The following is a 24,532-nucleotide window of genomic DNA, read 5'->3' on the forward strand; positions in this document are numbered from 1 at the left end:
GGCGGACAGAGCTGTGGAAATCACTGCCGGTGGACTGTTGGAGATCCGTATCACCCGCGCTGACGTGGGTAAACGAGTATCCGTACGACGGGTGGAGAACGGGACGAGCGGGTCGTCGGCGTTCACCGACACGGTAGGGGTTCTCACATCGTGGGACCAGGGTGTGCTGACGATCACACGAAAGAACGGCGAGTCCGTCCGCATCCCGGAATCCTCCCTGGTCGCGGGCAAGGTCGTGCCGCCCGCACCGGCCCGGCGGCGCGGTCCCGCCGCCTCGTTCGAGGAGCTGGCTCGGGTGGGTGCGCGGGCCTGGCAGCCGCTGGAGAGCGCACCGCTGGGCGACTGGATCCTGCGGGCGTCGGCCGGGTTCACCCGCCGGGCCAACTCCGCACTGCCCCTCGGCGACCCGGGCATACCGCTGGACGAAGCACTCGCGCGAGTGACGTCCTGGTACGCGGAACGGGGTCTTCCGGCGTATGTACAGGCCGCCACGGGGGCGGCCGGCACCCAGGAGATGCTCTGCGCCGAGCTGGAGCGCCGGGGCTGGGTGAACGAGGTGTCCGCGGAGGTCCGGATCGCAGCCCTCGCCCCGGTCGCGGACGTGGACGCGGACGTGGCGCAGGTCCGGCTGACCCGCGCCCCCGACGAGGACTGGCTGGCACGCTACGGCCGGGTCGAGGATCCGGCGGCGGCGCGGAAGGTGCTGGCGGCCGGGGAGTCCGTGTGGTTCGCGGCGGTGCCCGGGCGCGCGATCGGACGGCTGGTGGTGGATGGCCGGTGGGCCGGCTTCGCGGCGGTCGAAGTCGACCCCGCGCACCGGCGCGAGGGCCTGGCGACGGCGGTGATGGCGGCGCTGGCGCGGCGGGCGCTGGAGGAGGGCGCCTCGGCGGCCTGGCTCCAGGTGGAGACGGACAACGCGGGGGCGCTGGCGCTGTACGAGCCGCTGGGCTTCGCGCTGCACCACGCGTACCACCACTACCGGGCGGCGCCGTGAGCTCGCCGTGGCGCGCGGAGTTCGCCCGGGAGGCCCGCTCGGAGCGGCCCGACCTGGCCCTGCTGTGCCTGCTGCTGGCCGCCGAGGCGGACCCGGACCTGGACGAACGGGCCATGGACCGGGCGCAGATCGAGCTGGACCGGCTGGCGGGGATGCTGCCGTACGGACTGCGCGGCGGAAAGGCCTGGGCCTCGGCGGTCGCGGAACTGCTGGGCGGACGGCTCGGTTTCCACGGCACCCCCGCGGACTACGACCGGCTCTCCTCCTCCCTCCTGCACGAGGTGCTGCGGCGGCGGCGCGGGCTGCCGATCCTGCTGTCGGTGGTGTGGATGGAGGTGGCGCGGCGGGCGGGGGCGCCGGTGTACGGGCTGGGGCTGCCGGGGCACTTCGTGGTCGGCTTCGGGGACCCGGAGGAGGGGGTGGTGGCGGACCCCTTCGCGGGTGGCGCGTCCCTCGGGGCGGGGCCGGCGGAGCTGGCTGCGGGGGCGCCGCGGGAGCCGGCCCGTACGTTGGACATCGTGCAGCGGATCCTGAACAACGTCCGGGCGTGGGCCTCGACCCGGCCCGAGCAGTCGGCCGTCGCGCTGTGGGCGGTGGACCTGTCCCTGCTGCTGCCGTCGCACCCGGCCTCGCTGCGCTACGAGCGGGCGCGGTTGCTGGTGGAGCGGGGGGAGTTCCTCGCGGGGGCGTCGGAGCTCGACGCGTACGCGGAGGTGGTGCAGGCGGTGGACGCCGATGCCGCGCTCCGCATCCACCGCGAGGCCGCCTCGGCCCGCGCCCTCCTGAACTGACCCGCCTAGAGCCAGCCCTTTTCGCGGGCCACGCGGGCGGCTTCCGTCCGGTTGCGGGAGGCCAGTTTCTGGATAGCGGTCGAGAGGTAGTTGCGGACCGTGCCCTGGGACAGGTGCAGGCGCGCCGCGAGTTCGGCGTTGGTCGCGCCGTCCTCCGCCGCCCGCAGGACCTCCCGCTCCCGGTCGGTCAGCGGGTTCGCGCCCTCCGCGAGGGCCGCCGCCGCGAGTGTGGGGTCGATGACCCGCTCGCCGGCGAGGACCTTGCGCACCGCCTCGGCGAGCTGGGCGGCCGGGGCGTCCTTGACCAGGAAGGCCGACGCGCCGGCCTCCATCGCCCCGCGCAGGTACCCGGGGCGCCCGAAGGTGGTCAGGATGACGATCCGCAGGCCGGGGAGCTCGGAGCGCAGGGCCGACGCCGCCTCTATGCCCGTCATGCCCGGCATCTCTATGTCCAGCAGCGCGACGTTCACGTCGTGGGCGCGGGCCGCCGCCACCACCTCGTCGCCGCGGGCGACCTGGGCCAGGACCTCGATGTCCGGCTCCAGGCCGAGCAGGGCCGCGAGGGCCTCCCGGACCATGGACTGGTCCTCGGCCAGGAGGATCCGGATGGGACGTGGGGTCATGATCCCGATCCTAGGGGTACGCGGGCGACCAGCCGGAAGCCCGTCTTGCCCGTCGGACCGGCGGACAGGGTGCCGCCGACCGCCTCCAGGCGTTCGGTCAGGCCGGTCAGGCCGTTGCCGTGGGCGGCGGACCCGCCGCCGCCGTCGTCCGACACCGTCAGCTCCGCCAGCCGGCCCGCCAAGGTCTGCCGGGTCTCCAGCGTGACCGTGCACCGCTTGGCCCCGCTGTGGCGGACCACGTTGGTCACCGCCTCGCGCAGCGACCAGGCGAGGGCGGCCTCGGCCTCCTCCGGGAGGTCGTCCTCGGGCTCCGCCGGAAGGTCCGCCGCCACGCCCGCCGCCGTCAGGGCGGTGCGCGCACCGGCCAGTTCGCCGGGCAGGGTCGCCCTCCGGTAGCCGCTCACGGCCTCCCGTACGTCCACCAGCGCCTGGCGGCTGACCCGCTCGATGTCCGCCACCTGCTGGGCCGCCGCCTCCGGCCGCTCCGGCAGCATCCGTCCCGCCAGCTCGCTCTTCAGCGTGATCAAGGACAGCGAGTGGCCCAGCAGGTCGTGCAGGTCCCGGGCCATGCGCAGGCGTTCCTCGTTCGCCGCGAGCTGCGCCACCGTGGCGCGCGCCTCGCGCAGTTCGATGGTGGTCCGGATCATCGCCCGGATGCCGACCATCGCGAACCCGCCCATCAGGGCGGGGACCACCAGCCCGGCCAGGTAGGCGTCCCAGCCGGGCAGCGCCGGGGCCACCACCATCATCAGCGCGGTCGCGCCCGGCACCGTCCAGCGGGAGTACTCCCCCGGCAGCGCGGCCCCGGAGGAGATGGACACGTAGACGAAGAGCACCAGCCACTCGCGGCCCAGGGTCAGCGACAGCACGGTGGCCTGCGCGGCGAGCACCGCCACGGAGACCAGGACCTTCGGCACCGCCATCTGCCGGACCGTGCGGAAGACCAGCACCAGGTACCAGGAGGTGAAGGCCACCAGGCCCAGTCCTCCGAGGAGCCGGGCCCCGGTGCTGTGTCCCCCGCTGACCAGGTCGGTGACGGGGGCGCTGAGGTAGAAGAGCCAGATGACGATCCAGAGGCTCTTCACCACCTTGTGCGTGGTGGTCTCCGGTGCCTGTCCGATGCGGTTCAAGCCTGGCGATTCCTGCGTCAGTGCCACGGGTTCAAGCCTTCAGTGAGTCCTTGCGGTACAGCCAGGCGGCGGCACCGGTGAACACTGCGAAGTAGACCGCGAGCACGGCCACGTCCTTCAGGTGGGGCGCGCCACCCAGTTCGATGGCCTGGCCGAGGCCCGCGTACGCCCGGGTCGGCAGCCACTCACAGATGTTCCGGAGCCACTGCGGGAAGTTGGCGGTGGGCATCCACAGGCCGCCGAGGATCGACAGGCCGAAGTACACCAGCATCGTGAGGGGGCGGACGGTGTCGCCGTTCGCCATGTAGCCGATGGCCACGCCGAGCGCGGCGAAGACGAGACTGCCGGCCCAGATGGAGCCCGTCAGGGCGAGCCACTGCCAGGCCTCGAACCGCACGCCCTTGATGCCTGCGGCGACCGCGAAGACGACGAGGATCGCGGGCAGGGACAGCACCCCGGCGCTGGCCGTCTTCGCAAGGACGTAGCCGCGGCCGGGCAGGGCGGTCAGCCGCAGCTGGCGGACCCAGCCCTTCTCGCGCTCCTTGGCGATGCGCTCGCTGTTGCCCACCAGGACGGCGGTCAGGGCGCCGAAGGAGGCCATGGCGACCATGTAGAAGGCGGGCATGGCCAGTTCGGTGCCCATGACCTTGGTCGTGCCGTCCAGGGTGCCGCCGAGCATCAGGAAGAGGGCGGCCGGGTAGAGGACGGTGAAGAACAGGTACTTCTTGTTGCGCAGGGCGCGGCGGATCTCAAGCGTGACGAGCTTGGTCATTCCGGTGGTCAGCATGGTTATTCGGCCTCCTCGGCCTCGGTGAGGGCGATGAAGGCCTGCTCCAGGCCCAGTCCGGCGACTTCCAGGTTGCGGGGGTAGAGGCCGAGGGCGTAGACGGCGTGGACCGTCGCGTCGGCGTCGCTGGACTGGAGGCGCACGGTGTCGCCGTGGCGTTCGTAGCCGGTCAGGTGCGGGAGGGCGCGCAGCACCGTCTCGTCGACGCCTTCGCCGGGGAGGTCGAAGGCGATCCGGCGGGCGCCGGCCTTGGCCTTGATCTCGGCGGCGGTGCCGTCGGCGAGCAGCCGGCCCTTGTTGAGGACGAGGACGCGGTCGGCGATCGCGTCGGCCTCCTCCAGGTAGTGGGTGGCGAACAGGACGGTGCGGCCCTGGGCCGCCTGTTCCCGCATGGTGGCCCAGAAGGCCTGGCGGGAGGTCACGTCCATGCCGGTGGTGGGTTCGTCGAGGACGATGAGGTCGTTGTGGCCGGCGGTGGCGAGGGCGAAGCGGACCCGCTGCTCCTGGCCGCCGGAGAGCTTGTTGACGAGCCGGCCCGCGATCTCTGCGATGCCGGCGCGGCTGAGCACCTCCTCCACGGGATACGGGCGGGGGTGCAGGGCGCAGCCGAGGGTGACGACCTCGCGTACGGTCACGTCCTCCATCAGGCCGCCGCTCTGCAGCATCGCGCCGACCCGGCCGGCCGCGATGGCCTCGCGCGGGGTGGCGCCGAAGAGCCGGACGGTGCCGGAGTCGGCGGGGCGCAGGCCGAGCAGCAGGTCGAGGGTGGAGGATTTGCCGGCGCCGTTGGGGCCGAGCAGTGCGACGGTCTCGCCCGGGTGGAGCTCCAGGGAGAGGCCGTCGACCGCGCGGACCGCGCCGTAGCTCTTGGTCACGTCGTGGAAGCTCACCACGGGGCCGGCACCGGGTGCGGTGGCTCGGGCGGCGGTGGTGTGCGCCGGGGTCGTCGTCGTCATGAGGGAAGAATCCCCCGCACGGGGATGCGCGCGGCAGTGTCTGCGGTCGTGACCAGCGGATGACGGATGTCACGCCGCAGATGTGACGTTACGGCGAAGCCCCGCCTCCCGGAGGGGCGGGGCTTCTTCCGCGGGTGCTGCGCCGTGGCCGTGCGTCAGCTCGCGTTGGTGTCGATGGTGGCGGTCCGCTCGGTCGGGGTCTTGCCGCGCAGTGCCTTGCCGAGGGCCCCGGCCACGTCCTGCGGGGTGACCGCGGTCTTCTCGCCGGTGCCGCGCATGACGAGGACGCCGTCGAAGGTGTTGCCGTAGGTCGCCTTGAGCGCCTCCAGGTCGTACTTCTCGACCAGGTGGCCGTCCACGACCTGCATGCTGAGGATCTTGGGCAGGGACTTGGCGCCGAAGGCGAGGGACTTGTTGCCCGCCTTGACGGTGGCGATGCCGGACATCGCGGGCTCGGCGAACTCCTTCATCGCCCGGTCCAGTTCGGCCTGGTTGACCGCCGGCTCCTTGGTGGTCGTGGGGAGTTCTACGGGGTCCGCCTTCCCGGTGGCGACCATGGTGCGGAAGGCCTTGGTGACCAGGTCGGCCGAGGCGTCCGCGTCGAGGGTCGTGCCGGCCTTGCCGGGGACGGCGACGGGCTTGCCGGTGTCGAACTTGATGGTGCCCTCGGTGGCGGTGCCCGCGGTCCCCGCCAGTTCCTGGAGGGCGACCTGGAGCTTCTCCTCGTCGACCGGCATCACGGGCTCGGCGACGCGCTCCTGGCCCAGGAGCGAGCCGATCACCGTGACGGGGTTGTAGTCGCTGCCCGCGGCGTTGCGGACGGTGGTCTGGCAGTCCAGGCTCAGGCCGGCCTTCTCCGGCTTGAGCTCGACCTGCTTGCCGGCGACGGTCAGCTGGAGCGGGGCGGCGGCGCGGTTGCCGAAGGCCGTCTGGAGCTTGGCGACGGCCTCGTCGCGGCTGCCGCTGATGTCGACGCCGAGGACGGTGGTGCCCTTGGGGACGTCGGAGTGGTTCAGGAGCAGCCCGGCGCCGTACGCGACGCCGACGAGGGCGATGAGGCCGCCGCCGAGCACGACCAGGCGGGAGTGGCCCCGCTTGATCTTGGTCGGCTTCACGGAGGAGGCCGGCTTCGGGGCGGGGCGGGCGGCGGCGGGGCGGGCGGCGCCGGCCGCGCCCGGACCCGGTGCGGGAACCGGGGTCGGCAGCGGGTCGTCGAGCCCGGGGCCGGGCCAGCGGGGTGCCGCATCGGCGTGGGGGGCGCCCACGGGGACGCTGCCGAGGGCGGGGCCGCCGGTGGGGCCCGCCGGTCCGGCGGGGCCTGCGGGGCCCGCGGGGCCGCCGCCGTACGCGGGGAACGCCTCGGTGGAGGGGCCGCCGTCGGAGTAGGGCGGCTCGGGCCGGGAGCCGGCGGGACCGCCGGGGCGGTAGCCGCCGCTGAGCGGGGCCGGGGGCGGGAAGCCGCCGGCGGGCGTGTCGAAGCCCGGGCCCGCGGGCGCACCCGTACGCGGTCCGGCGGCGCCGGGGGCACCGGGGCCCGCGGGAGAGCCGGGGCCTGCGGGGGCGCCGGGGACGCCCGGGGCGAAGCCCGCGCCGGGGGCGCCCGGGCGCGGACCGGCCGGGCCCGGCGGCGGGGCCGGGGTGCGGGTGGGCAGCGGCGCCGCCGGGGCGGACGGGGTGCGCGTCGGCAGCGCGGGCGCGGGGCCCGCCGCGGGCGCGGACGGGGTGCGGGTCGGCAGCGCGGGCGCAGGACCGGGCGCCGGCGCGGAGCCGGGAGCCGGTGCCGGGCCGGCTGCGGGCGTCCCGCCGGCCGGCTTGCGGGGGGCGAACCAGTTGTTGGTCGCCGCCTCCTCCGGCTCGGCCGGTGCGGGCTCCGCCGCGGCCGGCGCGGTCTCGGGCTCGGCCTCCGGCTCGGCGGCGGCCGCCACCGGCTTGCGTACGACCACCGGCGGGATCGGCCGCGAACCCGGGATGTTGATCCGGATCCGCGTCGTCAGGGTGGTCTCGGTCTTCGGTCCGTCGGTGTCGGGCGTGGACGGGTTCGAGGTCACAGAGTTCTCCTCCGAGGCAGTCGCCGCGGCCCGCCGGGGAACCACAGCCGTGGACGGGTTCTGGCCGGCTCCATACGGCGGCGTACCCGAGGGGTAGGCGGCTCCACCGCGCCCCTGGGGCCCGGAGGACGAACTGTCGGTTTCACGACTCAAGGCAGGTTCTCCCGGTTGGCTCCGCCGCCCGTCATACCGTGCGCGGGCAGCTCGGCGGCCCGACCACCATACTGGCCGCCGCCCGCACGCAACTGACCTAGGGGAATCCGAGGTTCCTCTTGGGCCCCTCCGCGCACCCTCCGGAGGCCGTCCGCGCCCGCGCCCAACCGCCGGGAACACACACCCCGACCGAGTTCAACGGCACGTCACTTACCGGCCCGCGCGGCCGGAACCGGCCGGTCGAACGGACTCCGCAGCGTGGCACAGATCACAGCCAGCGCGGCACCGCCCAAAAGGTAGGCGTACACACCGATTCCGGACGAACCGAGCAGGAAGTCCCCCTCGGGGCGCGGCACGCTGAGCACCACGTACGCGAGGAACCAGCCGAGGGCTCCCGCGCCCACGCCGAGCCCGGTTCCGACGGCGATCCGCCCTCCGAGGAACAGCCCGAACAAGGCCAGCAGGGCGAGCAGCAGCCCGCCCGGGGACCACAGGTCCACGACGAGCCAGCCGGCCCCGCCGGTCAGCAGCCCCGCGGCCAACAGCCCGAGCAGGACGGCGATCCGGCCCGGGGTCAGGGTTCCGGTCACGCCTGCACCCCCGCGAAGAGGTCCTGCTCGCGCTCCCCGGCGGGGGCGCCGGCCCGGCCGGCGACCAGCTGGTAGTACTCGCGGGCGAACAGCGGCTGCGCCAAGTCGTTGGAGAGGGCGAAGAAGGGCCCGTCCACGGCGATCTGCGTGGCATGGGCCCGCATGGCGGCCGCCTTGGCCGCGACGAACGACTCGTCGGCGGCGATCTCCGCGGTGATCAGCTCGTCGTCGACGACGCCGGGCACGTCCTCGGGCGAAGCCAGCCCCGGGAAGGGGGCCTTGTCCCCCGCGGCCGCCCGCAGGCGGGCGAAGCCCTCCTCGACCACGGAGCGCGGGACGCGGTTCCAGTAGGTCTTCTCGATGGCGTGCGCCTCGCCGAGGTCGCGGCGGTACGCGGGCTCGGCGGCGAGCTCCGCGGCGCGCATGGCGACGCGGTGGGCCTGGATGTGGTCGGGGTGCCCGTACCCGCCGTCGGGGTCGTAGGTGACCAGCACCTGAGGGCGCAGCTCGCGGATCACCTCGACGAGGTGGGCGGCGGCCTCGTCCACGTCGGCGGACCAGAAGGAGCCGGGGCGGCGGTTCTGCTCGGCCCCCATCATCCCGGAGTCCCGGAAGCGGCCGGGGCCGCCGAGGAACCGGTGGTCGGTGACGCCCAGTTCCGCCATGGCGGCGGCGAGCTCGCCGACGCGGTGGGCGCCGAGGGCGTCGTCTCGGTCGGCCGCCAGGTGGGCCAGCTCCGGCGGGATGACCTCGCCCTCCTCGCCGAGGGTGCAGGTCACCAGGGTGACGTGCGCACCCTCGGCCGCGTACTTGGCCATGGTGACGCCGTTGTTGATCGACTCGTCGTCCGGGTGCGCGTGCACCAGGAGCAGCCGACGGGCGGGAAGACCGTTCATGGAGCCAAGACTACGAGGCCCCGCCTACAACTTGAGGCCACTGATCATGCTCGCCACATTCGTGGTGAGCTGGCTCAGGGTCGGGGCGATGGTCGAACTCGCCAGGTAGAAACCGAGGAGCACACAGACAACGGCGTGTCCCGCCTTCAGGCCCGACCTGCGGACCAGCAGGAAGACGACGATCGCCAGCAGCACCACAGCCGAGATCGAGAGTGCCACGGCGTTTCACCTCCACGTCGAGCGGACATCGGTACGCGTACTCGTACTCAGTGCTCGGCGGAGTCATACCCACCGTGCGCTACGGATCATAACTATCCGTACCAGCGCATCGATCGAATTCCGGCAGCACGAGGGGCGCACGCCGCGCATGCGCAGGGTCACGTGGGAGGCCGGCCGGGGAGTCTGTACGCCTCCCCGGCCGGCTGTCGGCACCCGCACGGCCGCACGGCCTCAGGCTGCCCGCCGCAGATCTCCGGGCAGAAACGGTCAAGTTGCCTGCACGTAAACCGTGTTGCCACCGGCGGCCGGCTGACGGATCGCGCCACGCGGCGTATTCACGCGGGTGGCGAGAAATGAGCGGTACCCGCTACTCGTCCGTCAGGTGTGTCGGCGCGGCCGGCGGCGGCGCGGGCGGCGGCGCGAGTTCCCCCGCGGGCGGTACCACCTGTTTCTCCGCGGCGAAGTGGCACGCCGAGGGGTGGGCGGCCGGACCGGAGGGGAAGGCCTCCGGGACCGCGAGGAGCGGGACCTCCTCGGCGCAGCGGCGCTGGGCCTTCCAGCAGCGGGTGCGGAAGGGGCAGCCCGAGGGCGGGTTGGCCGGCGAGGGGACGTCCCCGCTGAGGATGATCCGCTCGCGGTGGGCGCGGGCCTCCGGATCGGGCACCGGGACGGCGGAGAGCAGCGCCTGGGTGTAGGGGTGGGTGGGGTGGTCGTAGATCTGGGTGTCGGTGCCGATCTCCACCACCCGGCCGAGGTACATGACGCCGACCCGGTCGGAGATGTGCCGGACGATCGAGAGGTCGTGGGCGATGAAGACGTACGAGAGGTCGAATTCCGCCTGGAGGCGTTCCAGCAGGTTGACGACCTGCGCCTGGACCGACACGTCGAGGGCGGAGACCGGCTCGTCCGCGACGATGACCTCCGGCTGGAGGGCCAGGCCGCGGGCGATGCCGATGCGCTGGCGCTGGCCGCCGGAGAACTGGTGTGGATAGCGGTTGATGTACTCGGGGTTGAGGCCGACCACGTCCAGGAGCTCCTGGACCTTGCGGCGCCGGTCGCCCTTCGGAGCCACCTCGGGGTGGATCTCGTACGGCTCCCCGATGATGTCGCCGACCGTCATGCGCGGGTTCAGCGAGGTGTACGGGTCCTGGAACACCATCTGGATGTTGCGGCGCACGGCCTTGAGGGCCCTGCCCGACAGTCGCGTGATGTCCTCGCCCTTGTACGAGATCGCCCCGGCGGTCGGGCGTTCCAGATTGACCAGCATCCTGGCGACGGTGGACTTGCCGCAGCCCGATTCGCCGACGATGCCCAGGGTCTCCCCCTGGGCGAGGCCGAAAGAGACGCCGTCGACGGCCTTGACCGCGCCCACCTGCTTCTTGAACAGGATGCCCCGGGTCAGCGGGTAGTACTTGACCAGGTCGCGGACCTCCAGGATGGTTTCAGCCACGGAGGCACTCCTTCCAGAAGTGGCAGGCGCTCGACCGGGGCACCGCGGACTCGGTCACCTCGTACAGCGGCGGCACGTCGGTGCGGCAGACCGGCTGGGCCATCGGGCAGCGCGGGTTGAAGGCGCAGCCGGGCGGGATGGCGAGGAGGTTCGGGGGCAGGCCCTTGATGGCGTACAGCTCCTGGCCCTTCTGGTCCAGACGCGGGATGGAGTCCAGCAGGCCCCGCGTGTACGGGTGGGCAGGGGCCTTGTAGATCTCGTGGACGGGGGCGGACTCGACGATCCGGCCGGCGTACATGACGGCGATCTGGTCGGCCACGTCGGCGACGACGCCGAGGTCGTGGGTGATCAGGATGAGCCCCATGTTGAGCTCGCGCTGGAGCTCGGCGAGCAGGTCCATCACCTGGGCCTGGACGGTGACGTCCAGGGCGGTCGTCGGCTCGTCCGCGATGATCAGGGAGGGTTCCAGGGCCATCGCCATCGCGATCATGATGCGCTGGCGCATGCCTCCGGAGAACTGGTGCGGGTAGTCCCCCACCCGCTGCCGGGCCGCCGGGATCTTCACGCGGTCCATCAGCTCGACGGCCTTGGCCCGGGCGTCCTTGCGGGACATGCCGCGGTGGACCTCGTACATCTCCCCCAGTTGGGCGCCCACGCTCAGGACGGGGTTCAGCGAGGACAGGGCGTCCTGAAAGATCATCGCCATCTCGGCGCCGCGGACCTTGCGCCGCTCGTCCTCCTTCATGGTGAGCAGGTTCCTGCCCTTGAACAGGATCTCGCCGCCCGCGATCCGGCCGGGCGGCATGTCGAGGATCCCCATCACGGCCTGCGCGGTCACCGATTTGCCCGAGCCGGACTCGCCGAGCACGGCGAGGGTCTGACCCTCGTCCACCGAGTAGTTCACTCCGTTGACGGCCTTGGCGACACCGTCGCGCGTCCTGAATTCCACGTGCAGGTCGCGCACTTCGAGCAGCATGGCGGCAGGGCTCCTCAGCGCAGTTTGGGGTCGAGGGCGTCACGGACGGCGTCGCCGAGCATGATGAACGCCAGCACGGTCAGGCTCAGCGCGCCCGCCGGGTAGAGCAGCATGTGCGGGGCGTTGCGGATCTGGGAGGCCGCGTTGGAGATGTCGATGCCCCAGGAGACAGTGGGCGGGCGCAGGCCCACTCCGAGGAAGGAGAGGGTGGCCTCCAGCGCGATGTAGGTGCCGAGCGCGATCGTGGCGACGACGATGACCGGGGCGACGGCGTTGGGGGCGACGTGCCGCAGCAGCATCCGGGCGTTGCCTGCGCCGAGGGCGCGGGCGGCCTGTACGTAGTCGTTCTGTTTGGCGGTGATCACGGAGCCGCGGGCGATGCGGGCGATCTGCGGCCAGCCGAGGAGCACGATGAAGCCGACGACGGGCCAGACGGTGCTGCTGGTGACGACGGACAGGAAGACCAGCCCGCCGAGGACGACGGGGATGCCGAAGAAGATGTCCGCGACCCGGGAGAGCAGGGCGTCGCCCCAACCGCCGAAGAAGCCCGCGAGTCCGCCCAGTGCGGAGCCGAGGAGGGCGGCGCCGAGGGTGGCGCAGACGCCGACGGTGATGGAGGCACGGGCGCCGTAGACGGTACGGGTGTAGACGTCGCAGCCCTGGGTGTCGTAGCCGAAGGGGTGGCCGGGGGCGGAGCCCTGCTGGGACTTGGACAGGTCGCACTTCAGCGGGTCGCCGCCGGCGATGAGCTGCGGCCAGATCGCGATGACGACGAGGAAGAGGATCAGCAGCGCCGAGACGACGAAGACGGGGTTGCGGGCCAGTTGGTGCCAGGCGTCGCTCCAGAGGGAGCGGGCCTTCTCGTCGGATCCGGGGCCCCCGGCCGGTGTGAGGTTCTTCTCCAGGCTCTCGGCCTCTTCCAGTGCGAGGTCCATGCTTCCCCCCTGCCCCGTCGGGGCGATGGCCTCCCGGTCCCCGGGCTGGAGCGGGTCGTACGGCTCAGGCATAGCGGATCCTCGGGTCCAGGACCGCGTACAGCAGGTCGACGAGCAGGTTCGCCAGCAGGAAGACGATGACGAGGATGGTCACGAAGCCGACGACCGTGGGCGAGTTGTTGCGCAGGATGCCCTGGTAGAGCTGGTAGCCGACCCCGTGGATGTTGAAGATCCGCTCGGTGACGATGGCGCCGCCCATCAGGGCGCCGATGTCGGTGCCGATGAAGGTGACGACGGGGATGAGCGAGTTGCGCAGCAGGTGGCGGGTGATGACCCGGCGGCGCGGCAGTCCCTTGGCGATGGCGGTGCGGACGTAGTCGGCCCGGACGTTCTCGGCGATGGAGGTGCGCGAGAGCCGGGTGACGTAGGCGAGGGAGACGAGCGCGAGCACCACGCCGGGCAGGATCAGCTCGTCGAAGGGGGCGCTCGGCGAGACGGTGGGCCGGACCCAGCCCCATTTGACCCCGAGGACGAACTGCAGCAGGTAGCCGGTCACGAAGGTCGGCACGGAGATGACGACCAGGGTGAGCACGAGCAGGGTGGTGTCGATGGCCTTGCCGCGGCGCAGGCCGCTGACCACGCCGAGGGTGATGCCGACGATGATCTCGATGGTGATCGCGACGAGGGTCAGGCGCAGGGTGACGGGGAAGGCGGTGGCCATCAGCTCGGTGACCGGCTGGCCGTTGAAGGCGGTGCCGAAGTCGCCCTGGAAGATCTGCCCCATGTAGTGGAGGTACTGCTTCCACAGGGGCTGGTCGAGGTAGAGGTCCTTGCGGATGCGTGCGGCGGTGGCGGGGTCGGGGGCCTTGTCGCCGAAGAGGGCGGCGACGGGGTCGCCGAGCGCGTACACCATGAAGAAGATCAGGAACGTGCTGCCGATGAACACCGGGATCATCTGGAGCAGCCGCCGGATCACGTAACGTCCCATGGACTGCTCCAGGTCCGATCCGTAGGAGGGTCAGCTGACCTTGATCTCGTTGTAGACCGGGACGCTGAACTGGTTGAGCGCCACGTCGGAGAGCCGCTCGGCGTAGCCGGCGCTGCCGTTCTGGTACCAGAGCGGGATGGCCGGCATCTGGGCCACGAGGATCTTCTCGGCGTCCTGGAACTTGGTGATCGCCTTGGCCGCGTCACCCTCCTGGTTGGCCTCGTCGACGAGCTTGTCGAAGTCCGGGTTGCTGAACTTCCCGTAGTTGGAGGAGGCGCCGGTGTAGTAGAGCGGCTGCAGGAAGTTCTGGATGAGCGGGTAGTCGGCCTGCCAGCCGGAGCGGAAGGGCCCGGTCAGCTTGTACGAGCTCTGCTGGTTGCGGAAGTCCGCGAAGGTGCCGACCGGGTTGACCGTGCAGACGGGTCCCTCGCCGATGGCGTTGTTGATGCTGTTGCAGACGGCGTCCATCCAGTCGCGGTGCGATCCGGTGTCGACGTTCGAGGTCAGCGTGACCTCGCCGCCGGGCAGCCCGCCACCCTCCTGGATCAGCTTCTTGGCCGCCGCGGGGTCGTACGTACAGGCGTCGCCGCACAGGGCGGCGCTGAAGCCGCCCTTCTCGCCGAGCGCCGGCGAGGTCCAGTCCTTGGCGGGGGTGCGGGTCTCGCGGAAGATCTGCTTGGTGATCTCGTCGCGGTTGATGGCCATGGAGATGCCGCGGCGGACCTTCTCCATGCCCTCCTTGTTCCACTGCGGGTCGTAGAGGGGGAAGGTGAGGGTCTGGATGATGAGCGCGGGCTGGTTGATGTACCGGTCGCCGAGGTCGTTCTTGACGTTCTTGAGCTGCTGCGCCGGGACGTCGTCGACGAGGTCGAGGTTGCCGGAGATCAGGTCGGTGTAGGCGGTGTTGTTGTCGGTGTAGACCTTGAGGTCCACGCCGGCGTTCTGGGCCTTGTCCGCGCCGGGGTAGCCGTCCCACTTGCGCAGCTTCATGCCGGTGCCCTTGGTGTACGAGTCCACCGTGTACGGGCCGTTGCCCACGGGCTTGGCGAGCCAGCCCGCGTGGTCGGTGAAGAAGGCCTTGGGCAGCGGGGAGAAGGCCTGGTAGCCGAGGGTCTCGGGCCAGGTGGAGAACTTCGCCTTCAGGGCGACCGTGAAGGTCTTGGCGTCCTTGACGACCAGCCCCGACATGGTCTTGGCCTTGGGTTCGCCGGAGGCGGGGTGCACGTCCGCGTAACCGACGATGTCGGCGAAGAACGGGGAGTTGTTCTGCTTGTTGCGGACGTCCGCCCCGTAGTTCCAGGCGTCCACGAAGGACTGGGCGGTGACCGGCTCGCCGTTGCTGAAGGTCCAGCCGTCCTTCAGGGTGATCGTGAAGTTCTGGCTGTCGGTCGTGTCGATCTTCTCGGCGAGCATGTTGTCGGCCGCGCCGGTCTTGGGGTCGTACCGCTTGAGGCCCCGGAAGAGCATGTCGAGGACCTTGCCGCCCTGCACCTCGTTCGTGTTGGCGGGCTCCAGAGGGTTCTGGGGGTCGCCCCAGGAGGAACTGACGATGCCCGCGCCGCCGCCCCCGCCGCTGTCGCTTCCGCCGCCGCAGGCCGTCGCCACGAGGGCGACGGCCACCGCACCTGCGGCCCACTTGGCGTGGGTGGCTCCGCGCATGGAGTGCCTCCTATGGCTCCCGAGACTCACTTAGGGGGCCAATGTCACCCCATGAGTGAGCCGGTGCACTCCTGGTTGGACCGATTGCACCCTCGCGTCCCGCCCCTGTCACCCCTGCGAGTGCAACGCCAGCTCCCAGGTGTCGACCGCATAGTGCAGGCCCATGCCGTGCGCCTCGTACAGCGCGAGGGCGCGGCTCTCGTTGAGGGTGTCCACGCCGAGCCCCACGGTGTCCCGGCCGCGGGCGGCGTAGGCGGCGAAGCCGTGGCGCAGCAGGAACCCGCCGATGCCCCGGCCGCGCAGGCCTCCCCGTACGCCGATGTGGCTGAGCCAGCCCATGCTGGTGCGGTCGTCGCGGGTGAGCAGCACGGCCACGTCGCCCTGCGCGGGCAGGCTCGCGATCCACACCAGCGACCAGTCGAGGGCGCGGGCGTCCAGGTGGTCGAGCCACTGCTCGTAGGGTCGTTCCACATGGCCGAAGTGGGCGGCGAAGGTCTCCTCCACCAGGGCGTGGGCCCGGCGGCGGTCGGCCTCGTCGGCGGCGCAGTCGCGGAGCACGAGTCCGGGCGGCGGGGTGGGCGGGCGGTCGGCGGCCGGGCTCAGGGAGCGGGTCATCACCTGGTAGCGGCGCACGGTGCGGTAGCCGCGGCCGGTGAGCAGGGAGAGGTCGAGGGTGGGTTTCACGTTGAGCTGGAGCCGCAGGACGGCCGGCCCGGCTCCGGCGGCCATCTCGCGCGCCCGGGCCTCCATCCGCTCCAGCAGGGTGAGGGCGGCCCGGCGCTGCCCGGGCAGTACGTAGTGGTCGCAGTCGACCCGGCCCGGCCCGGAGTCCGCCCAGACCAGCGCGTAGCCGACGAGCCGGCCGTCTGCGAAGGCGAGCCAGGAGTCGGTGGCGAGGTCGACGCCGGGATGGTTGAGGTCGGCTTCGACGGTGCCCAGATCCGTCTCGGGCCTGCCGATCTCGATCAGGTCGACGGCGTTGAGCAGGGCGCAGATGTCGGGGGCGTCCCCGGGCCCGGCGGGCCGGACGATGAACGGCATGTGCCCCACTTTCGGGCCGCCACCGCCCGGGCCGCAACGCAATTGCGCGATCGGGCCGGCCGCTGCTCACGCCGCCGGCAGGTGCCGACCCGTACGGCGGGTTTCCCGTACCGGTGTCCGCGGCCGAAAAACGGCTGGTCCCCGGTGCTTTGGGGCACCGGGGACCAGCCGTTCGGACGAGCCGCGGGATCAGACGGCCAGGATGGCCTTCTCCTCCGCGAAGTGGCAGGCCGACTCGTGCGCGGCCAGGGTGTTCAGACCCTTGAAGCGCTCCGGGACCGCCAGCAGCGGCTCCTCGGTGGCGCACTTGTCGACGGCCTTCCAGCAGCGGGTGCGGAAGCGGCAGCCCGACGGCGGGTTGGCCGGCGACGGGACGTCACCGGTGAGGATGATCCGCTCGCGGCCCTCGCGGGCGTCCGGGTCCGGGACCGGGACGGCGGAGAGCAGCGCCTGGGTGTACGGGTGGGTGGGGTGGTCGTAGATCTGGGCGTCGGTGCCGATCTCGGCCATCTTGCCCAGGTACATGACGCCCACGCGGTCCGAGATGTGCCGGACGATCGACAGGTCGTGCGCGATGAAGACGTAGGACAGGTTGAACTCGTCCTGGAGCTTCTCCATCAGGTTGATGACCTGCGCCTGCACCGACACGTCGAGCGCGGAGACCGGCTCGTCGCAGATGATGATCTCCGGGTTGAGCGCGAGGCCGCGGGCGATGCCGATGCGCTGGCGCTGGCCGCCGGAGAACTGGTGCGGGTAGCGGTTGATGTACTCGGGGTTGAGGCCCACGACGTCCAGGAGCTCCTGGACCTTGCGGCGCCGGTCGCCCTTGGGAGCCACCTCGGGGTGGATGTCGTACGGCTCGCCGATGATGTCGCCGACCGTCATGCGCGGGTTCAGCGAGGTGTACGGGTCCTGGAACACCATCTGGATGTTGCGGCGCACGGCCTTGAGGGCCTTGCCCGACAGCTTGGTGATGTCCTGGCCCTTGTAGAAGACCTCGCCGGCGGTGGCCTTCTCCAGGTTCATCAGGAGCTTGGCGACGGTGGACTTGCCACAGCCGGACTCGCCGACGATGCCGAGGGTCTCGCCCTGGTAGAGGTCGAAGGAGACCCCGTCGACGGCCTTGACCGCGCCGACCTGCTTCTTGAACAGGATGCCCTGGGTGAGCGGGAAGTGCTTCACCAGGTTGCGGACCTGGAGGATCGGCTCGCGCTCGGGGGCGTTCTTGGTGAGCTCAGCCATGGAGCTGCTCCTTCCAGAAGTGGCACGCGCTGCCGCGACCGGGCAGCTCGGTGCCGTCCTGCTCGGTCACCGGGTGCAGGACCGGCACGTCGGTGCGGCAGATGTCCTGCGCCTTGGGGCAGCGCGGGTTGAAGGCGCAGCCCGACGGGATGTTGAGCAGGTTGGGCGGCAGACCCTTGATCGCGTAGAGCTCCTGGCCCTTCTGGTCCAGGCGCGGGATCGAGTCGAGCAGGCCGCGGGTGTACGGGTGCGCGGGGCGGCTGTAGATCTCGTGGACGGGGGCGGTCTCGACGATCCGGCCGCCGTACATGACGGCGATCTTGTCCGCGACGTCGGCGACGACGCCGAGGTCGTGGGTGATCAGGATCAGGCCCATGTTCATCTCGCGCTGGAGCTCCGCGAGCAGGTCCATGACCTGGGCCTGGACCGTCACGTCGAGGGCCGTGGTCGGCTCGTCGGCGATGATCAGGTCCGGCTCCAGGGCCATCGCCATGGCGATCATGATGCGCTGGCGCATACCGCCGGAGAACTGGTGCGGGTAGTCACCCACGCGCGCCTTGGCGGCGGGGATCTTCACCCGGTCCATGAGCTCGACGGCCTTGGCCGTGGCGTCCTTCTTGGACATCCCGCGGTGCACGCGGAACATCTCGCCGAGCTGGGCGCCGACGGTGTGCACCGGGTTCAGCGAGGACAGCGCGTCCTGGAAGATCATGGCGATCTTCGAACCCCGGATCTTGCGGTACTCCTCGGCCGGGAGCTTCAGCAGGTCGGTGCCCTGGAAGAGGATCTCGCCGGACGGGATCTTGCCGGGCGGCATGTCGAGGATGCCCATGATGGCCTGCGCCGTCACGGACTTGCCCGAGCCGGACTCGCCGAGGACGGCGAGGGTCTCGCCGGCGTTCACCGAGTACGAGACGCCGTTGACGGCCTTGGCGACACCGTCGCGGGTGTGGAACTCGACGTGCAGGTCGCGCACTTCGAGCAGCGGGGTCCCCTCCGGCGCCGAGCGCGGCGCGGGGACGTTCGAGGTCTTGTCGATGATGGTCAACGTACGCCCTTCCTCAGCGCAGCTTCGGGTCGAGGGCGTCGCGGACCGCGTCGCCGACCATGATGAACGCGAGCACCGTGACGCTCAGCGCGGCGGCCGGGAACAGCAGCATGTAGGGCGCCTGGAGGAAGCGCGCCTGGGCGTCGCTGACCATCAGGCCCCACGAGATCTCCGGCGCCTGGACGCCCACGCCGAGGTACGACAGGGCGGCCTCGGCGGAGATGTACACACCCAGGCTGATCGCGCCGACCACGATGACGGGGGCGATGGCGTTCGGGAGGATGTGGCGCAGCGTGATCCGCCAGGTGCCGGCGCCGAGGGCGCGGGCGGCCTGCACGTAGTCGTTGTGCTTGTTGGCCAGGACCGAGGAGCGCATGATGCGGAAGATCTGCGGCCAGCCCAGGGTGGCGAGCACCAGGGAGACGGTCCAGGCGTTGCCCTTGCCGAGGCCGGACATGATCAGCATGCCGCCGAGCATGAGCGGGATGGCGAAGAAGATCTCGGCGAACCGGGAGAGCAGGGTGTCGATGAAGCCGCCGAACCAGCCGGCGAGGAGGCCTGCGGTGACACCCACCACGACCACCATGGCGGTGGTGGCGATACCGACGATGATCGAGTTGCTCGCCGCGTACACGGTCTTGGCGTAGACGTCGCAGCCCTGGACGTCGGTGCCGAAGATGTGCTCGGAGCTCGGCTTGAGCATGGAGCTGTGCAGGTCGCACGGCGCGTAGGCGTCCACCGAGGTGAACAGGCCCGGCACCAGGGAGACCACGGCCATGAACAGCACCAGGGCGGCGCCGATCAGGAAGACGGGGTTGCGGCGCAGGTCGTAGAAGGCGTCGGACCAGAGGCTGGCCTCGCGCTCCTTCTTCTTCCGGCCGGCCTTGGCGGCGGTGTCGCCGGCGGAGGGGGTGCCGACGATCTCGGTCTCGGTCAACTCGTCCCCCACCGTAGTTGTGTCACGCATAACGGATCCTCGGGTCGAGCACGGCGTACAGCAGGTCCACGATCAGGTTGGCGAGCATGTAGACGAGGACGAGGAGGGTCACGATGCCCACCACGACGACGCCCTGCTTCTGCCAGACGTACATCGCCAACGTGCCGCCGATGCCGTGGATGTTGAAGATCCGCTCGGTGATGACCGCGCCGCCCATGAGCGAGCCGAGGTCCGCGCCGAGGAAGGTGATGATCGGGATGAGCGCGTTGCGCAGCGCGTGGCGCACGACGACCCGGCGGCGGGGCAGGCCCTTCGCGGTCGCGGTGCGGACGTAGTCCGCGCGCATGGTCTCCATCAGGCTCGTACGGGTCAGTCGGGCCACGTACGCGAGCGAGGTGGTGGCGAGCACGAATCCCGGCAGGAGGTAACCGCGCAGACCGTCGGCCTCGTTGAAGGAGACCGGGAAGAAGTCGATGCCCCAGGCGTCCTTGAGTTCGACACCCAGGACGAGCTGGAGGACGAAGCCGAAGACGAAGACCGGGATGGAGATGACCAGCAGCGTGGTGATCAGCACCAGCTGGTCGATGAACTTGCCGCGGCGCAGCGCCGACATGACACCGGCGGCGATGCCGACGAGGGCCTCGATGGCGAACGCGACGAGGGCGAGGTTCACCGTGTAGGGGAAGGCCTCGCTGATCAGGTCGATGACCTGGCGGCCCTGGAGCGTCTCACCGAAGTTCCCCTGGAAGAGGTTGGTGATGTAGTGCCAGTACTGGAGCAGGAACGGGTCGTCCAGGTTGTACTTGGCCCGCAGCATGGCTGCGACGGTGGGGTCCGCCTTCTTGTCGCCCGCGAGCGCCGAAACGGGGTCGCCGGGCAGGCTGAAGGCGAGGTAGTAAATGAGGAACGTGGCACCGAGCAGTACAGGGATCGCCTGTATGAGTCGGCGGATGAGGTAGCGGCCCATCAGACCTCCAACAGAAGAGCAGGGGGAAGGGGCAGACAGACGGAAACCTGATTCCGCCTGCCCGCCCCCGGTGTCCCCTTGGTGTGAAGAGGGGTGTTAGTTGAGCTCGACGTTCGCCAGGTCCATACGGCCCTGGGCGTCGACCTCGACGTTCTTCACGGACTTGGAGTAGGCCGAGGAAGACATGTAGGTGAAGACCGGGATGTACGGAAGGTCCTTGATGATGATGTCATCGGCCTTCTGGTACAGCTTCAGGCCCTCGGCGGGGTCGGTGGCCTTGTCGGCCGCCGCCATGGTCGCCTCGAACTCCTCGTTGACGTAGCCGCCGTAGTTGGAGCCGTTCTCGATCGCGATCTTCGAGAAGATCGGACGCAGGTAGTTCTCCGCCGCGGGGTAGTCCATGGACCACGCCATGCGGAAGCCGCCCTTGTACTTCTGGGCACCCAGGTCGTCCAGCATGTCGCCGAACTTGGCGTACGGCTTGGCGGTGACCTCGACGCCGAGGTTCGCCTTCAGCTGGTTGGCGACGGCCTCGATCCACTCCTTGTGACCACCGTCGGCGTTGTAGCCGAGCTCGATCTTGTTGCCGGGAACACCGCCCGCCTGGGTCCAGAGTTCCTTGGCCTTGGCCGGGTTGTAGGTGCCGGCCTCGCCCAGGGCGCCCTTGCGGTAACCCGGGATGATGGGGCTGATGAAGTCGTCGGCCGGCTTGCGGGTGCCGTTGAAGATGGTCTTGCCGATGGCGTCCCGGTCGATGGCCATGGAGATGGCCTTGCGGATCTCGGGCTTGCCGAAGGCCTCCGGGTTGGTGGCGATCGGGAGACCGAGGTAGCCGACACCCGACTCGGGCTTGTAGATGTAGCGGTCGCCGAACTCCTGGGAGACGGTGGCCATCGCCGAGATCGGGAGCTTGTCGACGATCTGGATGTTGTCGGCGCGCAGGTCGTTGTACGCCGTGTCCAGGTTGTCGTAGATCTTGAAGGTGACGCCGTCGAGCTTGGCGCGACCCTCGGCCGGGTACTTGTCGTACTTCTTGATCTTGATCTGCTTGTTGTGGTCCCAGGCGCCGTCCATCTGGAACGGACCGTTACCGATCGGGGCCTCGCCGAACTTCTGCGGGTCGGCCTCGAACGCCTTCGGCAGCGGGTAGAAGGCGTTGTAGCCCAGCATGGTCTTGAACTGGGAGAACGGCTCCTTCAGCGTGACGGTGAAGGTCTTCTCGTCAACGACCTTGAGGCCCTTGAGCTCGGTGGCGGTGGGCTTCTTGTCCTTGCCCGGCGCCAGCTCCTCGGAGCCCTCGATCTTCGAGTAGAACGGCAGGCCCTCGGCGGCGTTGTTCTGGTTGGCGCCCCAGTTCCAGGCGCGGACGAACGACTGCGCGTCGACCTTCTCGCCGTTGTGGAAGGTGAAGCCGTCCTTGATCTTGATGGTCCAGGTCTTCGAGTCCGTGGTCTCGATCGACTCCGCGACCGCGAGCTTCGGCTCGTTGGTCTTGTTGTCGTAGTCCACCAGGCCCTTGAAGAGCGCGTTGAGAACCTCCGCGCCCTCGGACTCGGCGGTGTTCTGACCCACCAGGCCGTGCTGCGGCTCGCCGAGCACCACGGTGATGTTTCCGCCGGACTTGCCGGCGTTCGAGTCCTTGCTGGTGCTGCAAGCCGTGGCGGCCAGCGCCACGACGACGGCACCCGCGACCCACTTGGCGCTCGTTGCTCCGCGCATGGGTATTTGCCTCCTCAGGAGTCACTGTCGATACGTGAAAGGACCCGGTCTCCGCTGACACCCCTGACAGCGAGATCCGGCCCCATCGTGTGTGCTCGTGAGTCGACGCTCCCCACAGCGTGTGACCCATTGACCCGAGCTCAATGGAGCCATCCTCAGGGACGCCCAGACCGTAAACCACACTTAAGTGGTCTCGTTTTCACAACATCACCCCATGGCGAAAACCCGAAATCCGGACAAACGGATAGGAGACAGACACGTGCGAAACGGACGGTTAGCTCATCCTCCGGAGTGTCACGGTCGGTATCCGGACACCAGAACGCAACAATCCGCTTGACAAACGCGAACAGCCCCTCCCGCCACGGGATTCCGTGGGGGAGGGGCTGCTCGGTGAAGCGTGGGCCGGGGCCCGCAGGGCTACTTGGCGGCCTTGGCGCGCGAAGCGGTGCGCGAGCGCTCCTTCTGGTCCAGGACGACCTTGCGGATGCGGACGGCCTCCGGGGTCACCTCGACGCACTCGTCGTCGCGGCAGAACTCCAGCGACTGCTCCAGCGACAGCTTGCGCGGGGGAACGATCGCCTCGAAGGAGTCGGCCGACGAGGACCGCATGTTGGTGAGCTTCTTCTCCTTGGTGATGTTCACGTCCATGTCGTCGGAGCGCGAGTTCTCGCCGACGATCATGCCCTCGTACACCTCGGTGCCGGGGTCGGTGAACAGCACGCCGCGCTCCTGCAGGTTGGTCATCGCGAATGCGGTGACCGCACCGGCGCGGTCGGCGACCAGCGAACCGTTGTTGCGGGTCTGCAGCGGGCCGAACCACGGCTCGTGGCCCTCGTGGATCGAGTGGGCGATACCGGTGCCGCGGGTCTGGGTCAGGAACTCCGTGCGGAAGCCGATCAGGCCGCGGGACGGGACGACGAACTCCATGCGCACCCAGCCGGAGCCGTGGTTGGACATGTTGTCCATGCGGCCCTTGCGGACGCCCATGAGCTGGGTGACGGCGCCCATGTGCTCCTCGGGCACGTCGATCGTCATGCGCTCGACCGGCTCGTGGACCTTGCCGTCGACCTCCTTGGTGACGACCTGCGGCTTGCCGATCGTCAGCTCGAAGCCCTCACGGCGCATCTGCTCGACGAGGATCGCGAGCGCGAGCTCGCCACGGCCCTGGACCTCCCAGGCGTCCGGACGCTCGGTGTCCAGGACGCGGAGCGAGACGTTGCCGATCAGCTCGCGGTCCAGACGGTCCTTGACCTGGCGCGCGGTGACCTTGCGGTCCTTGACCGCGGCCTTGGCGTCGGCGCCCTTGCCGGTGCCGCCGCGGCCGACCAGCGGGGAGGTGTTGGTGCCGATGACCATGGAGATGGCCGGCTCGTCCACCGTGATCAGCGGAAGGGCGATCGGGTTCTCCGGGTCGGCCAGGGTCTCGCCGATCATGATGTCGGGGATGCCGGCGACCGCGCAGATGTCACCCGGGCCCGCCACCTCGGCCGGCTTGCGGGTGAGCGCCTCGGTCATCATCAGCTCGGTGATGCGGACGTTGGAGATCGTGCCGTCGCGCTTGATCCACGCGACCGTCTGGCCCTTGCGCAGCTCGCCCTGCTCGACGCGGAGCAGCGCGATGCGGCCGAGGAAGTTGTCGGCGTCCAGGTTGGTGACGTGGGCCTGGAGCGGCGCGTCCTCGTCGTACACCGGGGCCGGGACGTGCTCCAGGATGGTGGAGAAGAACGGCTCCAGGCTGTCGCTGTCCGCGGGGACGGTACCGTCCTCCGGCTTGGTCAGCGAGGCGATGCCGTCGCGGCCGCAGGCGTAGACGATCGGGAACTCGATCTGGTCCTCGTCCGCGTCCAGGTCGAGGAAGAGGTCGTACGTCTCGTTGACGACCTCGTCGATCCGGGAGTCCGGACGGTCGGTCTTGTTGATGCAGAGGATGACCGGCATGCGCGCCTGCAGGGCCTTGCGCAGCACGAAGCGGGTCTGGGGCAGCGGACCCTCGGAGGCGTCCACCAGCAGGACGACGGCGTCGACCATCGACAGGCCGCGCTCGACCTCGCCACCGAAGTCGGCGTGGCCGGGGGTGTCGATGATGTTGATCGTGATCGGGGCCCCGCCGTCCTTGGGGTGGTACTTCACCGCCGTGTTCTTGGCGAGGATCGTGATGCCCTTCTCACGCTCCAGGTCGTTCGAGTCCATCATGCGGTCGTCGAGCTGCTGGTGGGCGGCGAAGGCACCGGCCTGCTTGAGCATGGCATCGACGATGGTCGTCTTGCCATGGTCGACGTGGGCGACGATGGCGACGTTACGGATGTCGTGGCGCGTGGGCACTTCGGCGCTTCTCCCGGGATCGTGGATGGCGTCGCGTACGGTCCGGCACGCGCGCCTCGAC

At 70.4% G+C, this 24,532-nt stretch carries 22 protein-coding genes; 2 read left to right on the forward strand and 20 right to left on the reverse strand.

What is annotated here, in order from left to right:
- Window positions 1–13: 13 nt before the first annotated feature.
- Together AC0666_RS01965 and AC0666_RS01970 are read left to right on the forward strand one after the other, a co-directional pair.
- A complete protein-coding gene (locus AC0666_RS01965) occupies window positions 14–994 on the forward strand; it encodes a GNAT family N-acetyltransferase (RefSeq protein ID WP_468963201.1) in 981 nt (326 codons plus the stop codon).
- The gene (locus tag AC0666_RS01970; RefSeq protein ID WP_468963200.1) at window positions 991–1,785 is read left to right on the forward strand and encodes a transglutaminase family protein; all 795 of its coding nucleotides are present in this window, start codon (window positions 991–993) and stop codon (window positions 1,783–1,785) included. Before AC0666_RS01965 ends, AC0666_RS01970 begins: the two co-directional genes overlap by 4 nt.
- Window positions 1,786–1,790: 5 nt before the next feature.
- Here AC0666_RS01970 and AC0666_RS01975 read toward each other — a convergent pair whose 3' ends face one another.
- The 20 genes from AC0666_RS01975 to typA all read right to left on the reverse strand — a co-directional run bounded on the left by AC0666_RS01975 (window position 1,791) and on the right by typA (window position 24,471).
- Window positions 1,791–2,408, reverse strand: coding sequence for a response regulator (locus tag AC0666_RS01975; RefSeq protein WP_468963199.1), 618 nt, complete (start codon window positions 2,406–2,408; stop codon window positions 1,791–1,793).
- Window positions 2,405–3,538, reverse strand: coding sequence for a sensor histidine kinase (locus tag AC0666_RS01980; protein ID WP_468963198.1), 1,134 nt, complete (start codon window positions 3,536–3,538; stop codon window positions 2,405–2,407). Before AC0666_RS01980 ends, AC0666_RS01975 begins: the two co-directional genes overlap by 4 nt.
- 31 nt (window positions 3,539–3,569) lie before the next feature.
- Window positions 3,570–4,325, reverse strand: coding sequence for an ABC transporter permease (locus AC0666_RS01985; protein ID WP_478706919.1), 756 nt, complete (start codon window positions 4,323–4,325; stop codon window positions 3,570–3,572).
- A 2-nt stretch (window positions 4,326–4,327) separates the two neighbouring features.
- Entirely contained in the window at window positions 4,328–5,281 is a 954-nt protein-coding gene (locus AC0666_RS01990; RefSeq protein WP_468963197.1) for an ABC transporter ATP-binding protein, read from the reverse strand.
- Between the two features lie 155 nt (window positions 5,282–5,436).
- The gene (locus AC0666_RS01995; protein WP_478706920.1) at window positions 5,437–7,329 is read right to left on the reverse strand and encodes a peptidoglycan binding domain-containing protein; all 1,893 of its coding nucleotides are present in this window, start codon (window positions 7,327–7,329) and stop codon (window positions 5,437–5,439) included.
- A 359-nt stretch (window positions 7,330–7,688) separates the two neighbouring features.
- Window positions 7,689–8,072, reverse strand: coding sequence for a DUF6113 family protein (locus tag AC0666_RS02000; protein WP_468963195.1), 384 nt, complete (start codon window positions 8,070–8,072; stop codon window positions 7,689–7,691).
- Window positions 8,069–8,968, reverse strand: a complete 900-nt coding sequence (gene mshB / locus AC0666_RS02005; protein WP_361722038.1) for an N-acetyl-1-D-myo-inositol-2-amino-2-deoxy-alpha-D-glucopyranoside deacetylase — start codon at window positions 8,966–8,968, stop codon at window positions 8,069–8,071. The genes AC0666_RS02000 and mshB overlap by 4 nt, the downstream gene beginning before the upstream one ends.
- A gap of 24 nt (window positions 8,969–8,992) precedes the next feature.
- A complete protein-coding gene (locus tag AC0666_RS02010) occupies window positions 8,993–9,187 on the reverse strand; it encodes a hypothetical protein (RefSeq protein WP_030291103.1) in 195 nt (64 codons plus the stop codon).
- Window positions 9,188–9,554: 367 nt separating this feature from the next.
- On the reverse strand, window positions 9,555–10,637 hold the full coding sequence (locus AC0666_RS02015) for an ABC transporter ATP-binding protein (RefSeq protein WP_468963193.1): 1,083 nt from the start codon (window positions 10,635–10,637) through the stop codon (window positions 9,555–9,557).
- On the reverse strand, window positions 10,630–11,613 hold the full coding sequence (locus AC0666_RS02020) for an ABC transporter ATP-binding protein (RefSeq protein WP_468582247.1): 984 nt from the start codon (window positions 11,611–11,613) through the stop codon (window positions 10,630–10,632). Before AC0666_RS02020 ends, AC0666_RS02015 begins: the two co-directional genes overlap by 8 nt.
- A 14-nt stretch (window positions 11,614–11,627) precedes the next feature.
- Window positions 11,628–12,620 (reverse strand): ABC transporter permease, encoded by a 993-nt coding sequence (locus AC0666_RS02025; RefSeq protein WP_468963192.1) that lies wholly within the window; start codon window positions 12,618–12,620, stop codon window positions 11,628–11,630.
- Window positions 12,613–13,536: an ABC transporter permease gene (locus AC0666_RS02030; protein WP_468963191.1), complete on the reverse strand. Its 924-nt coding sequence runs from the start codon at window positions 13,534–13,536 to the stop codon at window positions 12,613–12,615. The genes AC0666_RS02025 and AC0666_RS02030 overlap by 8 nt, the downstream gene beginning before the upstream one ends.
- A 30-nt stretch (window positions 13,537–13,566) precedes the next feature.
- Complete coding sequence (locus AC0666_RS02035; protein ID WP_478706921.1) at window positions 13,567–15,195, reverse strand: peptide ABC transporter substrate-binding protein; 1,629 nt, start codon at window positions 15,193–15,195, stop codon at window positions 13,567–13,569.
- A 108-nt stretch (window positions 15,196–15,303) separates the two neighbouring features.
- Window positions 15,304–16,236, reverse strand: coding sequence for a GNAT family N-acetyltransferase (locus AC0666_RS02040; RefSeq protein ID WP_468963190.1), 933 nt, complete (start codon window positions 16,234–16,236; stop codon window positions 15,304–15,306).
- 189 nt (window positions 16,237–16,425) lie between these two features.
- Entirely contained in the window at window positions 16,426–17,478 is a 1,053-nt protein-coding gene (locus AC0666_RS02045) for an ABC transporter ATP-binding protein (RefSeq protein ID WP_468582255.1), read from the reverse strand.
- Complete coding sequence (locus AC0666_RS02050) at window positions 17,471–18,526, reverse strand: ABC transporter ATP-binding protein (RefSeq protein ID WP_468963189.1); 1,056 nt, start codon at window positions 18,524–18,526, stop codon at window positions 17,471–17,473. The genes AC0666_RS02045 and AC0666_RS02050 overlap by 8 nt, the downstream gene beginning before the upstream one ends.
- Window positions 18,527–18,539: 13 nt before the next feature.
- Window positions 18,540–19,493, reverse strand: coding sequence for an ABC transporter permease (locus AC0666_RS02055; protein WP_468963188.1), 954 nt, complete (start codon window positions 19,491–19,493; stop codon window positions 18,540–18,542).
- A complete protein-coding gene (locus AC0666_RS02060) occupies window positions 19,486–20,430 on the reverse strand; it encodes an ABC transporter permease (RefSeq protein ID WP_468963186.1) in 945 nt (314 codons plus the stop codon). The genes AC0666_RS02055 and AC0666_RS02060 overlap by 8 nt, the downstream gene beginning before the upstream one ends.
- Before the next feature lie 96 nt (window positions 20,431–20,526).
- Window positions 20,527–22,149: a peptide ABC transporter substrate-binding protein gene (locus AC0666_RS02065; protein ID WP_468582263.1), complete on the reverse strand. Its 1,623-nt coding sequence runs from the start codon at window positions 22,147–22,149 to the stop codon at window positions 20,527–20,529.
- Between the two features lie 417 nt (window positions 22,150–22,566).
- On the reverse strand, window positions 22,567–24,471 hold the full coding sequence (typA, locus tag AC0666_RS02070; protein WP_468582264.1) for a translational GTPase TypA: 1,905 nt from the start codon (window positions 24,469–24,471) through the stop codon (window positions 22,567–22,569).
- Between the last annotated feature and the right edge of the window lie 61 nt (window positions 24,472–24,532).

The sequence above is a fragment of the Streptomyces sp. NPDC043680 genome, from assembly GCF_056436685.1.

Bases quoted from the DNA above. Each gene is read 5' to 3' on its own strand.
- AC0666_RS01990 (WP_468963197.1), bottom strand. From the start codon at position 5,281: ATGACGACGACGACCCCGGCGCACACCACCGCCGCCCGAGCCACCGCA.
- AC0666_RS02065 (WP_468582263.1), bottom strand. From the start codon at position 22,149: ATGCGCGGAGCAACGAGCGCCAAGTGGGTCGCGGGTGCCGTCGTCGTG.
- AC0666_RS01975 (WP_468963199.1), bottom strand. From the start codon at position 2,408: ATGACCCCACGTCCCATCCGGATCCTCCTGGCCGAGGACCAGTCCATG.
- AC0666_RS02055 (WP_468963188.1), bottom strand. From the start codon at position 19,493: ATGCGTGACACAACTACGGTGGGGGACGAGTTGACCGAGACCGAGATC.
- AC0666_RS02030 (WP_468963191.1), bottom strand. From the start codon at position 13,536: ATGGGACGTTACGTGATCCGGCGGCTGCTCCAGATGATCCCGGTGTTC.
- AC0666_RS02020 (WP_468582247.1), bottom strand. From the start codon at position 11,613: ATGCTGCTCGAAGTGCGCGACCTGCACGTGGAATTCAGGACGCGCGAC.
- AC0666_RS02060 (WP_468963186.1), bottom strand. From the start codon at position 20,430: ATGGGCCGCTACCTCATCCGCCGACTCATACAGGCGATCCCTGTACTG.
- AC0666_RS02040 (WP_468963190.1), bottom strand. From the start codon at position 16,236: ATGCCGTTCATCGTCCGGCCCGCCGGGCCCGGGGACGCCCCCGACATC.
- AC0666_RS02045 (WP_468582255.1), bottom strand. From the start codon at position 17,478: ATGGCTGAGCTCACCAAGAACGCCCCCGAGCGCGAGCCGATCCTCCAG.
- AC0666_RS02025 (WP_468963192.1), bottom strand. From the start codon at position 12,620: ATGCCTGAGCCGTACGACCCGCTCCAGCCCGGGGACCGGGAGGCCATC.
- AC0666_RS01985 (WP_478706919.1), bottom strand. From the start codon at position 4,325: ATGCTGACCACCGGAATGACCAAGCTCGTCACGCTTGAGATCCGCCGC.
- mshB (WP_361722038.1), bottom strand. From the start codon at position 8,968: ATGAACGGTCTTCCCGCCCGTCGGCTGCTCCTGGTGCACGCGCACCCG.
- AC0666_RS02035 (WP_478706921.1), bottom strand. From the start codon at position 15,195: ATGCGCGGAGCCACCCACGCCAAGTGGGCCGCAGGTGCGGTGGCCGTC.